The 13,490-nt window shown below is 66.9% G+C and carries 4 protein-coding genes; 2 read left to right on the top strand and 2 right to left on the bottom strand.

Going from position 1 to position 13,490, the window contains the following annotated elements:
- The first annotated feature begins 285 nt into the window (after positions 1-285).
- Positions 286-1,299, top strand: coding sequence for a WxcM-like domain-containing protein (locus tag C1O66_RS05255; protein WP_243392714.1), 1,014 nt, complete (start codon positions 286-288; stop codon positions 1,297-1,299).
- Positions 1,296-2,405: a DegT/DnrJ/EryC1/StrS family aminotransferase gene (locus tag C1O66_RS05250; protein ID WP_102766922.1), complete on the top strand. Its 1,110-nt coding sequence runs from the start codon at positions 1,296-1,298 to the stop codon at positions 2,403-2,405. The genes C1O66_RS05255 and C1O66_RS05250 overlap by 4 nt, the downstream gene beginning before the upstream one ends.
- Before the next feature lie 21 nt (positions 2,406-2,426).
- Here the strand turns inward: C1O66_RS05250 and C1O66_RS24565 are convergent, their stop codons facing one another.
- Positions 2,427-2,921, bottom strand: coding sequence for an acyltransferase (locus C1O66_RS24565; protein WP_102766921.1), 495 nt, complete (start codon positions 2,919-2,921; stop codon positions 2,427-2,429).
- A 157-nt stretch (positions 2,922-3,078) separates the two neighbouring features.
- Positions 3,079-13,395: a hypothetical protein gene (locus C1O66_RS05240; protein ID WP_102766920.1), complete on the bottom strand. Its 10,317-nt coding sequence runs from the start codon at positions 13,393-13,395 to the stop codon at positions 3,079-3,081.
- Positions 13,396-13,490: the final 95 nt, after the last annotated feature.

Below are 13,490 nucleotides of genomic sequence, written 5' to 3'. Positions count from 1 at the left end.
CTGGAGCGTCCGAAAACGCGTGCGCCACAGCCTTGGCTTGCATTGGAGCGCAAGCCCGCCGGGCCCAAACGCCGGATTCAGCCGGGATTCGCTCCCTAAACCTGAGTCTATAGGGTGTGCCGTCTGCCACCGCGTCACTGGCATTGGGGTAAACAGCCGGGCTCCAGCCCGCTTTGTCGTAGCTTGCTTGGACAGCGCATCCAGTATCCTGCGCAGCATCGGGTGCGGCGTCGGCCGTGTCCCTGAGACCCAAGCGCGACCAGCCAGCCGGGAGTGAGCCGCAACGTGAATGCACCGATCTTGACCCCTGAACCGCAATCGCCGCCGGGCGTCTATGTCCACCCCATGGCCTTGCTGGAGAGCGCGGCGGTGGGCGAGGGCAGCCGCATCTGGGCCTTCAGCCATGTGCTGCCCGGTGCCCGTATCGGCCGCGATGCCAATATCTGCGACCATGTGTTCATCGAGAACGATGTCGAGGTCGGTGACCGGGTGACGATCAAATGCGGCGTGCAGCTCTGGGACGGGGTGCGCATCGAAGACGATGTCTTCGTCGGCCCCAACGTCACCTTTTCCAACGATCCCTTCCCGCGTAGCAAGCAGCGGCCCGAGACCTTTGTGCAGACCCGGGTGCGCCAGGGCGCCAGCATCGGCTCAGGCGCCACCCTGCGCCCGGGCGTCACCATCGGTGCGCGCGCGCTGGTGATGGACGGCGCGGTGGTCAGCCGCGATGTGCCACCCAATGCCATCGTCGCCGGCAATCCCGCCCACATCACCGGTTATGTGGACACCCCCCATGTGGACCTGCCGGGCCAGGTTTCATCGGCCACGCGGGCCGTGGCCCTGCCGGCCGACAGCCTGCCTCAGCTCAGCGTGGCGCGCGCCACCCTGCACCGCCTGCCCAAGATCGTCGATCTGCGCGGCGCCCTCAGCTTTGGCGAGATCGGCAGCCATCTGCCGTTCCAGCCGCAGCGCTTCTTCATGGTCTACGACGTACCCAGCCGCGAGGTGCGCGGCGAGCATGCCCACCGCGCCTGCCACCAGTTCCTGGTCTGCGTGAAAGGCTCGGTCGGCATCGTCGTCGATGACGGCCAGCACCGCGACGAGATCCTGCTCGACAGCGCCCGCCTGGGCCTGCACATCCCGCCCATGGTCTGGGGCATCCAGTACCAGTTTTCGCCCGACGCCGTCTTGCTCGTTCTGGCGTCGGACACTTACAGCGCCGAAGACTACATCCGCAATTACGACGAGTTCCTGGCTGCGGTGAAGGAAGCCAAGGCCGCCGCGGGAGCCCAGGCATGAGCGAGATTGCGAAGATTCCTTTCCTCAATCTGCAGCCGGCCTACCGCAGCGCCCAGGCCGAGATCGACGCGGCCCTGCTGCGCGTGGCCGGCAGCGGCTGGTTTCTGCTCGGCCAGGAGCTGCAGCAGTTCGAGGTGGCCTACGCGCGCTTTTGCCAGACCCAGCATTGCGCCGGTGTCGCCAATGGCCTGGATGCGCTGACCCTGTCCTTGCGCGCCCTGGGCGTGGGCCCGGGTGACGAGGTCATCGTGCCCAGCAACACCTATGTGGCCACCTGGCTGGCGGTCAGCCAGTGCGGCGCCCGGCCGGTGCCGGTGGAGCCCGACCCGCAGACCTACAACCTCGACCCGGCCCGCGTCGAAGCGGCGATCACGCCCCGGACCAAGGTGCTGTTGCCAGTGCATCTCTACGGCCTGCCGGCCGAGATGGATGCCTTGGTGGCCCTGGCCCGCCGCCACGGCCTCAAGGTGTTGGACGACTGCGCCCAAGCCCATGCGGCCGAGTACCGCGGTCGCCGCGTCGGCAGCCTGGCGGACATCTCGGCCTGGAGCTTCTACCCGGGCAAGAACCTCGGCGCCATGGGCGATGGCGGCGGTGTCACCACGGCCGATGCGGCGCTTGATGCCCAGCTGCGCGTGCTGCGCAACTACGGCTCGCGCATCAAGTACCACAACGAAGTCAAGGGCATCAACTCGCGCCTGGATGAGATCCAGGCCGCCGTGCTGGCCGCCAAGCTGCCGCATTTGCAGGCGGCCACCGACGAGCGCCGCCGCCTGGCGGCGCAGCTGCGCGATGGTCTGTCCGGCCTGCCGCTGCAGCTGCCGGTCGAGCCCGAGGGCCTGCGCTCTGCCTGGCATCTCTTTGTGGTGCAGCATGAGGCGCGCGACCGCCTGGCCGCCGCGCTCGAGGCCCAGGGCGTGGGCAGCCTGATCCACTACCCGGTGCCGCCGCATCTGCAGCCGGCCTATGCCGAGCTGGGCTATGGCCCCGGTGACTTTCCCATCGCCGAGGCCATCCATGCCCGGGTGCTGAGCCTGCCGCTGTGGCCGGGCATGAGTGAGGCCCAGGTCGAGCGCCTGATCCAGGTCGTTCGAGCCAGCGTGTGATGCCAGCCCGGGCCTGAAGGCTCAGGCCGGTGCCGGGCCGCGGGAGCGGGCCGGGTTGCCCACCCACAACTCGCCCGCGGGCACATCGCGGGTCACCACGCTGCCGGCGCCGATCAAGGCGCCCGCCCCAATCGTCACGCCGCCGAGGATGGTGGCATTGGCCCCGATCGAGGCGCCGCGCTCGATGCGGGTGCGCTGGAACTCGGCCGGATAGCGCTTGGAGCGCGGCGTGCGGTCGTTGGTGAAGCTGACATTGGGCCCGATGAAGACATCGTCGGCCACGCTCAGCCCATCCCAGAGCTGCACGCCGCTTTTCACCGTCACCCGGTCGCCCAGGCAGACATCGTTTTCCACAAACACCTGGGCATTGAGATTGCAGTCCGCGCCGATGCGCGCGCCGGCCAGCACCACACAGAACTGCCAGATCTGCGTGCCGGCGCCGATGTGCGGGCTTTGCACATCGGCCAGGGCGTGGATGCGGGGCGCGCGAGGATCGGTGGCAGGCGTGTCGGACATGGCAGGGATGGAGGCGGCGTGGATCGGTTGTCGGGGGAGCATAAAGCAAGCGAGCCCCGAGAGAGGGCGCCGTGGAGGGCGCCCCGCTCGGGGCTCGCAGCCCCGCGGTGTGCGGGGCGACCCGGCCCTGGGTTGGGGCCGGGTCCGGGCTGATCGATCAGATCAGCGGGTTCATGCGCTGCAGCTCGTCGTCGTCGGGACGCTGCTTGACGAACAGGTGTTGCTGGCTCACCTGCGCGTTCTGGCTGTGATCCAGATCGCTGCCCTTGACCGCGGCCCCTTCGCCGAGCAGGGTGCCTGCCGGTCCGGCCAGCACATCCCCCAGCTGCGGCGCGGGAGCTGCGGCCTGGCTGTTGTCCTTGGCGAACCAGACATCGGCCATGGTGTGGGTCTGACCGTCGCTGGTCGTGTAGCCCGACACCAGTCCCACCAGATTGCCCTGGTCGATCGTGCTGTTGGCTTGCGCCGCCAGGTTCATCTCGGTGATGCCCAGCTCTTGCAAGGATTTCAGCTCGCCGCCATCGGTTTGGCCGTCGCTGTCCGCATCGACCCAGACCTTGAGCTCGCCGAAGCTCTGATCCAGCGCATTGAGCTTGCCGTCGTGGTTGAGATCCAGCTCGCGCATCGCGGCATAGCCGTCGGTGGCGCGTTGACCGGAGCCCAGTTCCGTGCCCGAGCCGAACAACTCCTTGCCGCTGTTGATGATGCCGTCACCATTCAGGTCGCGCACCAGCAGGCCGTCGTTGCCGCCAACCCAGCCCCATTTCTGGCTGGTGTTGCCCGTGCCGTTGACGTCAAAGTTCACGCCGTCGGCCGCGCTCAGCGTGCTGATGCCGTTGCCGTCCAGGTCCAGCACGATCGGGGTGGCCAGGTAGAGACCGTCCAACTGGGCTGCTGTCAGCGCTGCCAGAGATTCGGTGGCGAAGGACAGGACCTGAGCCATGTTCAGCTTGGCCAGATCTTCGGCGTCGAAGCCCTTGATCTGATCCGAGGTGATGCTGTGGATCTGCTCCGTGGTCAGGCCCGCCATCTGGGCCGTGGTGAAGGCCTTGATGTCCTCGGACACAAACTTGGAGAACTGCTCCGTGCTCAGGCTGCCGATCTGGATCGAGCTGAAGGTCGCGACCTGGGTGGTTGTCAGCGCCACCATGTCGTCGGTGCTCAGGGTGTCGAGCTGGTTGACGGTGATGGACTGGAACTGCTGGGTCGTGAAGTTCACCAGATGCTCGGTGGTCAGGGCCTCGAACTGCTCGGTGCTGAAGTTGCGCAGCGCCGAGGTGGTCAAGGCACGCAGGTCATCGGTGGCCAGCTTGGACATCTGCTCGGTCGTGAAACCTCCCACTTGCGAGCTGTTCAAGGCATTGGCCTGCTGCGTGGTCAGCGCGATCACCTGGTCGGTGGTCAGCGCGCCCAACTGCCCGGCCGTCAGGCCGCGGAAGCCCGCGGTGCCGATGGACGAGAAGTCTTCCGTCGTCAGCGTCTTGATCTGGTCGGTGCTGATGGCGCCGACCTGGGTCGAGCTCATGGCGCGGAACTGGGCCGTGGTGAAGGCATTCAGATCATCGCTGGCCAGGCCTTGGATCTGGCCTGCGGTCAAGGCATTGACCTGCGTGGTGCTCAGAGCGCCCAGCTGATCGGAGCCCAGGGCGCCGAGCTGGTCAGTGCTCAGGTTGCGCAGCGTGCCGGTGTTGATCGCCTGCAGGTCATCCGTGGCCAGCTTGCTCATCTGCTCGGTGCCGAAGCCAGCGACCTGAGCGCTGTTCAATGCAGCCGCCTGGGTGGTGGTCAGGGCGATGATCTGGTCGGTCGTCAGCACACCCAGCTGGCCGGCGCTCAGGCCGCGCAGACCGGTGGTGCCGATGGCGGCCAGGTCCTCGGTGGTCAGGGTCTTGATCTGATCCGTGGAGATGGCGGCCACCTGGCCTGAACTCATGGCGCGGAACTGCGCCGTGGTGAAGGCGTTCAGGTCGTCGCTGGACAGGCCTTGGATCTGTGCATTGGTCAAGGCATTGACCTGTGCCGTGCTGAGGGCGCCGAGTTGGTCGGAGGCCAGTGCGCCGAGTTGTTCGGTGCTCAGGGCTCGCAGGGCACTGGTGTTCAGCGCTTGCAGATCATCCGTCGCCAGCTTGGAGACCTGTTCGGTGCTCAGTCCCACGATCTGAACGCTGTTCAGCGTCGCCGCTTGGGCCGTGGTCAGCGCGACCACCTGGTCGGTGGTCAATGCGCCTACCTGGCCGGCCGTCAAGCCACGCAGACCCGCCGTGCCGATGGAAGATAGGTCTTCCGTCGTCAGCGTCTTGATCTGATCGGTGGTGATGGCCGCGACCTGGCCCGAGCTCATGGCGCGGAACTGGGCCGTGGTGAAGGCGTTCAGGTCGTCGCTGGACAGGCCCTGGATCTGGCTGGCGGTCAGCGCGTTGACTTGTGCGGTGGTCAGGGCGCCGAGCTGGTCGGACGCCAAGGCACCCAATTGCTCGGTGTTGAAGGCGCGCAAGGCACTGCTGTTGATGGCTTGCAGGTCGTCGGTGGCCAGCTTGGACATTTGTTCCGTGCCCAGACCGGCGACTTGCACGCTGTTCAGGACGGCCATCTGCTGGGTGCTCAGGGCGATCACCTGGTCCGTGGTCAGAGCGGAGACTTGACCGGCTGTCAGGCCGCGCAGGCCCGCGGTGCCGATGGACGCCAGGTCCTCGGTGGTCAGGGTCTTGACCTGATCCGTGGAGATGGCCGCCACCTGGCTCGAGCTCATGGCGCGGAACTGGGCCGTGGTGAAGGCGTTCAGGTCGTCACTGGACAGGCCCTGGATCTGGCCGGCGGTCAGGGCATTGACTTGCGTGGTGGTCAGGGCGCCGAGCTGGTCGGATGCCAAGGCTCCCAGCTGCTCGGTCGTCAGATTGCGCAGGGCGCTGGTGTTGATCGCCTGCAGGTCATCGGTGGCCAGCTTGGAGACTTGTTCCGTGCCCAGGCCGGCAATCTGCACGCTGTTGAGCGTGGCGGCTTGCTGGGTGGTCAGGGCGACGATCTGGTCGGTCGTCAGCACGCCGACCTGGCCGGCCGTCAGGCCACGCAGACCGCCCGTGCCGATGGCGGCAAAGTCCTCGGTCGTCAGGGTCTTGACCTGGTCGGTGGTGATGGCACCGACCTGGGCCGAGCTCATGGCGCGGAACTGGGCCGTGGTGAAGGCGTTCAGGTCGTCACTCGACAGGGTCTGGATCTGGCCGGCGGTCAGGGCATTGACCTGGTTGGTGCTCAGAGCTCCCAGCTGGTCCGAAGCCAAGGCACCAAGCTGCTCGCTGTTGAGGTTGCGCAGGGCGCTGGTGTTGATGGCTTGCAGATCCTCGGTGGCAATCTTGGACATCTGCTCGGTGCCGAAGCCCACCACCTGGACGCTGTTCAGCGCAGCGAACTGGGTGGTGCTCAGCGCAATCACCTGGTCCGTGGTCAGGGCGCCGAGCTGGCCGGCCGTCAGGCCACGCAGGCCGCCCGTGCCGATGGAGGACAGATCCTCCGTCGTCAAGGTCTTGACCTGGTCGGTGGTGATGGCGCCGACCTGGGTCGAGCTCATGGCGCGGAACTGTGCCGTGGTGAAGGCGTTCAGGTCATCGCTGGACAGACCTTGGATCTGGCCGGCCGTCAGCGCGTTGACTTGCGCCGTGCTCAGTGCGCCGAGCTGGTCGGATGCCAGGGCACCGAGCTGATCGCTGTTGAGGTTGCGCAGGGCGCTGGTGTTGATGGCCTGCAGGTCATCGGTGGCCAGTTTAGACATCTGCTCGGTGCTCAAACCGCTGACCTGGATGCTGTTGAGCGAGGCCGTTTGGGCCGTGGTCAGCGCAACGATCTGGTCGGTGGTCAGGGCGCCGACCTGAGCTGCCGCCAAGCCGCGCAGACCTGCCGTGCCGATGGAAGACAAGTCATCCGTCGTCAAGGTCTTGATCTGATCGGTGGTGATGGCCGCGACCTGGGTCGAGCTCATGGCGCGGAACTGGGCCGTGGTGAAGGCGTTCAGGTCATCGCTGGACAGGCCCTGGATCTGGCCGGCGGTCAGTGCATTGACTTGCGCGGTGGTCAGGGCGCCGAGCTGGTCGGAGGCCAGGGCACCGAGCTGATCGCTGTTGAGGTTGCGCAAGGCGCTGGTGTTGATGGCTTGCAAGTCATCGGTGGCCAGCTTGGAGACTTGCTCCGTGCCCAGGCCGGCAATCTGCACGCTGTTCAGGGCGGCGGCTTGCTGGGTGGTCAGGGCGACGATCTGGTCGGTCGTCAGGGCCCCCAGCTGGCCGGCCGTCAGGCCACGCAGGCCGCCCGTGCCGATGGCGGCAAAGTCCTCGGTCGTCAGGGTCTTGATCTGATCGGTCGTGATGGCCGCGACCTGGGTCGAGCTCATGGCGCGGAACTGGGCCGTGGTGAAGGCGTTCAGGTCGTCGCTGGACAGGTTCTGGATCTGGCTGGCCGTCAGCGCATTGACTTGCGCCGTGGTCAGCGCGCCGAGCTGGTCGGACGCCAGCGCACCGAGCTGGTCGCTGTTGAGGTTGCGCAGGGCGCTGGTGTTGATGGCTTGCAGGTCATCGGTGGCCAGCTTGGAGACTTGCTCCGTGCCCAGGCCGGCAATCTGCACGCTGTTGAGCGTGGCGGCTTGCTGGGTGGTCAGGGCGACGATCTGGTCGGTCGTCAGGGCGCCGACCTGGCCGGCCGTCAGGCCACGCAGGCCACCCGTGCCGATGGACGCCAGGTCCTCGGTGGTCAGGGTCTTGATCTGGTCGGTGCTGATGGCGCCGACCTGGGCCGAGCTCATGGCGCGGAACTGCGCGGTGGTGAAGGCGTTCAGGTCGTCGCTGGACAGGTCTTGGATCTGGCCGGCCGTGAGTGCATTGACCTGCGCCGTGGTCAGGGCGCCGAGCTGGTCGGAGGCCAGGGCACCGAGCTGATCGCTGTTGAGGTTGCGCAGGGCGCTGGTGTTGATGGCTTGCAGGTCATCGGTGGCCAGCTTGGAGACTTGCTCCGTGCCCAGGCCGGCAATCTGCACGCTGTTGAGCGCCGCGGCCTGGGCCGTGGTCAGGGCCACGATCTGGTCGGTCGTCAGCACACCCACTTGGCCCGCGGTCAGGCCCCGCAGGCCGCCGGTGCCGATGGCGGCGAAGTCCTCGGTGGTCAGGGTCTTGACCTGGTCGGTGCTGATCGCGCCAACTTGCGTCGAGCTCATGGCGCGGAACTGCGCGGTGGTGAAGGCGTTCAGGTCATCGCTGGACAGGCCTTGGATCTGGCCGGCCGTCAGTGCGTTGACTTGCGCGGTGGTCAGGGCGCCGAGCTGGTCGGATGCCAGGGCACCGAGCTGGTCGCTGTTGAGGTTGCGCAGGGCGCTGGTGTTGATGGCTTGCAGGTCATCGGTGGCCAGCTTGGAGACTTGCTCCGTGCCCAGGCCGGCAATCTGCACGCTGTTCAGGGCGGCGGTTTGCTGGGTCGTCAGGGCGACGATCTGGTCGGTGGTCAGCGCGCCGACCTGGCCGGCGCTCAGGCCACGCAGGCCGCTGGTACCGATGGCCGCGACATCCTCGGTGGTCAGGGTCTTGATCTGGTCGGTGCTGATGGCGCCGACTTGCGTCGAGCTGATGGCGCGGAACTGTGCCGTGGTCAGCGCATTGAGGTCGTCACTGGACAGACCTTGGATCTGGCCCGCGGTCAGCGCATTGACTTGGGCGGTGGTCAGGGCGCCAATCTGGTCAGAGGCCAGGGCACCGAGCTGCTCGGTCGTCAGATTGCGCAGGGCGCTGGTGTTGATGGCTTGCAAGTCATCGGTGGCCAGCTTGGAGACTTGTTCCGTGCCCAGGCCGGCGATCTGCACGCTGTTGAGCGTGGCGGCTTGCTGGGTGGTCAGGGCGACGATCTGGTCGGTGGTCAGGGCGCCGACCTGGCCGGCCGTCAGGCCACGCAGGCCACCCGTGCCGATGGACGCCAGGTCCTCGGTGGTCAGGGTCTTGATCTGGTCGGTGCTGATGGCGCCGACCTGGGCCGAGCTCATGGCGCGGAACTGGGCGGTGGTGAAGGCGTTCAGGTCATCGCTGGACAGGCCTTGGATCTGGCCGGCCGTCAGTGCATTGACTTGCGCGGTGGTCAGGGCGCCGAGCTGGTCGGATGCCAAGGCACCGAGCTGATCGCTGTTGAGGTTGCGCAGGGCGCTGGTGTTGATGGCTTGCAGGTCCTCGGTGGCCAGCTTGGAGACTTGCTCGGTGCTGAAGCCCGCGACCTGCACGCTGTTCAGGGCGGCGGCTTGCTGGGTGGTCAGGGCGACGATCTGGTCGGTGGTCAGCACGCCGACCTGGCCGGCCGTCAGGCCACGCAGGCCACCCGTGCCGATGGCGGCAAAGTCCTCGGTGGAGAGGGCTTTGATCTGGTCGGTGGTGATGGCCGCGACCTGGGTCGAGCTCATGGCCCGGAACTGGGCCGTGGTCAGCGAGTTGAGGTCGTCGGTCACCAGGCCTTGCACCTGGCCGTTGTTCAGTGCGTTCACCTGCAGGGTGGTCAGGGAGGCCAGCTGATCCGAGGCGAGTGCGCCGACCTGTTCGGTACTCAGGGCCCGCAGGGCGCTGGTGTTGATGGCTTGCAGGTCGTCCGTGGCCAGCTTGGAGATCTGCTCCGTCGTCAGGCCGGTCACCTGCACGCTGTTGAGCGCAGCCGTTTGGGCCGTGGTCAGCGCAACGATCTGGTCGGTGGTCAGGGCGCCGACCTGGCCGGCGCTCAGGCCCCGCAGGCCGCCTGTGCCGATGGCGGCGAAGTCCTCGGTGGTCAGGGTCTTGACCTGGTCGGTGCTGATCGCGCCAACTTGCGTCGAGCTCATGGCGCGGAACTGGGCCGTGGTGAAGGCGTTCAGGTCATCGCTGGACAGGCCCTGGATTTGGCCGGCCGTCAGTGCATTGACTTGTGCGGTGGTCAGGGCGCCGAGCTGGTCGGACGCCAGCGCACCGAGCTGATCGCTGTTGAGGTTGCGCAAGGCGCTGGTGTTGATGGCTTGCAAGTCATCGGTGGCCAGCTTGGAGACTTGCTCCGTGCCCAGGCCGGCAATCTGCACGCTGTTCAGGGCGGCGGCTTGCTGGGTGGTCAGGGCGACGATCTGGTCGGTCGTCAGGGCCCCCAGCTGGCCGGCCGTCAGGCCACGCAGGCCGCCCGTGCCGATGGCGGCAAAGTCCTCGGTCGTCAGGGTCTTGATCTGATCGGTCGTGATGGCCGCGACCTGGGTCGAGCTCATGGCGCGGAACTGGGCCGTGGTGAAGGCGTTCAGGTCGTCGCTGGACAGGTTCTGGATCTGGCTGGCCGTCAGCGCATTGACTTGCGCCGTGGTCAGCGCGCCGAGCTGGTCGGACGCCAGCGCACCGAGCTGGTCGCTGTTGAGGTTGCGCAGGGCGCTGGTGTTGATGGCTTGCAGGTCATCGGTGGCCAGCTTGGAGACTTGCTCCGTGCCCAGGCCGGCAATCTGCACGCTGTTGAGCGTGGCGGCTTGCTGGGTGGTCAGGGCGACGATCTGGTCGGTCGTCAGGGCGCCGACCTGGCCGGCCGTCAGGCCACGCAGGCCACCCGTGCCGATGGACGCCAGGTCCTCGGTGGTCAGGGTCTTGATCTGGTCGGTGCTGATGGCGCCGACCTGGGCCGAGCTCATGGCGCGGAACTGCGCGGTGGTGAAGGCGTTCAGGTCGTCGCTGGACAGGCCTTGGATCTGGCCGGCCGTGAGTGCATTGACCTGCGCCGTGGTCAGGGCGCCGAGCTGGTCGGAGGCCAGGGCACCGAGCTGATCGCTGTTGAGGTTGCGCAGGGCGCTGGTGTTGATGGCTTGCAGGTCATCGGTGGCCAGCTTGGAGACTTGCTCCGTGCCCAGGCCGGCAATCTGCACGCTGTTGAGCGCCGCGGCCTGGGCCGTGGTCAGGGCCACGATCTGGTCGGTCGTCAGCACACCCACTTGGCCCGCGGTCAGGCCCCGCAGGCCGCCGGTGCCGATGGCGGCGAAGTCCTCGGTGGTCAGGGTCTTGACCTGGTCGGTGCTGATCGCGCCAACTTGCGTCGAGCTCATGGCGCGGAACTGCGCGGTGGTGAAGGCGTTCAGGTCATCGCTGGACAGGCCTTGGATCTGGCCGGCCGTCAGTGCGTTGACTTGCGCGGTGGTCAGGGCGCCGAGCTGGTCGGATGCCAGGGCACCGAGCTGGTCGCTGTTGAGGTTGCGCAGGGCGCTGGTGTTGATGGCTTGCAGGTCATCGGTGGCCAGCTTGGAGACTTGCTCCGTGCCCAGGCCGGCAATCTGCACGCTGTTCAGGGCGGCGGTTTGCTGGGTCGTCAGGGCGACGATCTGGTCGGTGGTCAGCGCGCCGACCTGGCCGGCGCTCAGGCCACGCAGGCCGCTGGTACCGATGGCCGCGACATCCTCGGTGGTCAGGGTCTTGATCTGGTCGGTGCTGATGGCGCCGACTTGCGTCGAGCTGATGGCGCGGAACTGTGCCGTGGTCAGCGCATTGAGGTCGTCACTGGACAGACCTTGGATCTGGCCCGCGGTCAGCGCATTGACTTGGGCGGTGGTCAGGGCGCCAATCTGGTCAGAGGCCAGGGCACCGAGCTGCTCGGTCGTCAGATTGCGCAGGGCGCTGGTGTTGATGGCTTGCAAGTCATCGGTGGCCAGCTTGGAGACTTGTTCCGTGCCCAGGCCGGCGATCTGCACGCTGTTGAGCGTGGCGGCTTGCTGGGTGGTCAGGGCGACGATCTGGTCGGTGGTCAGGGCGCCGACCTGGCCGGCCGTCAGGCCACGCAGGCCACCCGTGCCGATGGACGCCAGGTCCTCGGTGGTCAGGGTCTTGATCTGGTCGGTGCTGATGGCGCCGACCTGGGCCGAGCTCATGGCGCGGAACTGGGCGGTGGTGAAGGCGTTCAGGTCATCGCTGGACAGGCCTTGGATCTGGCCGGCCGTCAGTGCATTGACTTGCGCGGTGGTCAGGGCGCCGAGCTGGTCGGATGCCAAGGCACCGAGCTGATCGCTGTTGAGGTTGCGCAGGGCGCTGGTGTTGATGGCTTGCAGGTCCTCGGTGGCCAGCTTGGAGACTTGCTCGGTGCTGAAGCCCGCGACCTGCACGCTGTTCAGGGCGGCGGCTTGCTGGGTGGTCAGGGCGACGATCTGGTCGGTGGTCAGCACGCCGACCTGGCCGGCCGTCAGGCCACGCAGGCCACCCGTGCCGATGGCGGCAAAGTCCTCGGTGGTCAATGTCTTGACCTGGTCCGTCGAGATGGCAGCCACCTGGCCCGAACTCATGGCGCGGAACTGGGCGGTGGTGAAGGCGTTCAGGTCATCGCTGGACAGGCCCTGGATCTGGCCGGCGGTCAGTGCATTGACTTGCGCAGTGGTCAGGGCGCCCAGTTGGTCCGAGGCGAGCGCGCCGAGCTGGTCGGTGCTGAGATTGCGCAGTGCCGCCGAGTTGATGGCTTGCAGATCATCGGTGGCGAGCTTGGACACCTGCTCGGTGCCCAGGCCGGCGACCTGACTGCTGTTCAGGGCGGCCGCTTGTTGGGTGGTCAGGGCGACGATCTGGTCGGTCGTCAGGGCGCCCACTTGACCAGCGCTCAGGCCGCGCAGGCCGCTGGTGCTGATGGCGGCAAAGTCCTCGGTGGTCAAGGTCTTGATCTGGTCGGTGCTGATGGCGCCGACCTGGGTCGAACTCATGCCGCGGAACTGCGCCGTGGTGAAGGCGTTCAGGTCATCGCTGGAGAGGCCCTGGATCTGGCCGGCGGTCAGTGCATTGACTTGCGCGGTGGTCAGGGCGCCGATCTGGTCAGAGGCCAGGGCGCCGAGCTGCTCGGTCGTCAGATTGCGCAAGGCGCTGGTGTTCAGCGCCTGCAGATCGTCGGTGGCCAGTTTGGACAGCTGCTCGGTGCTCAGGCCCGAGACCTGGGTGCTGTTCAAGCCCGCCGCTTGCTGGGTGGTCAGCGAGACGATTTGATCGGTGGTCAGGGCCCCCAGCTGCCCGGCGCTCAGGCCGCGCAGGCCGGAGGTGCCAATCGCAGAGACATCCTCCGTGGTCATGGTCTTGAGCTGATCGGTGGTGATGGCCGCCACCTGGGTCGAGCTCATGGCCCGGAACTGTGCCGAGTTCAGCGCGTTCAAGTCGTCGCTGCCCAAGCCCTGGACCTGGCTCGCCGTCAGGGCATTGACCTGGGCGGTGGTCAGGGCGCCGAACTGGTCGGAGTTCCAGGCCGCCAGCTTGTCGGTGCTGAGCTGGCGGATCGCCGCGCTGCTCAAGACCCGCAAATCGTCGGTCTGGAAGAAGGCCACCTGGTCGGAGCTCAAGGACGCGAGCGCCAAAGTGCCCAGCGAGGCGAATTGACGGGTCGTCAGCGCAATGATCTGGTCGCTGCTGAATGCCGCCCAGTCTTCGGAGGTGAGGCGGGACAGCGTGCGCGTGGACAGGCCTGCAATCTGCTCTGTCGAGTAGCCGGGGATCAGTGTCGTCATGATGAGCTCACTTGGTATGTTCCTGGTTCCAGGGCCGGATCGGGCATCTGGAACCGATGATTCGCTGGGCTAAAACTGGCCTTGCTTCAGCAATT

This window comes from Paucibacter aquatile (assembly GCF_002885975.1).
Lineage (GTDB): Bacteria > Pseudomonadota > Gammaproteobacteria > Burkholderiales > Burkholderiaceae_C > Paucibacter_A > Paucibacter_A aquatilis.
The sequence above is the reverse complement of the archived record's forward strand: the minus strand, read 5'-3'. Positions and strand labels throughout refer to the sequence as shown.

Excerpts from the sequence above, each read along its gene's own strand:
- C1O66_RS24565 (WP_102766921.1), bottom strand. The coding sequence starts at position 2,921 with ATGTCCGACACGCCTGCCACCGATCCTCGCGCGCCCCGCATCCACGCC.
- C1O66_RS05250 (WP_102766922.1), top strand. The coding sequence starts at position 1,296 with ATGAGCGAGATTGCGAAGATTCCTTTCCTCAATCTGCAGCCGGCCTAC.
- C1O66_RS05240 (WP_102766920.1), bottom strand. The coding sequence starts at position 13,395 with ATGACGACACTGATCCCCGGCTACTCGACAGAGCAGATTGCAGGCCTG.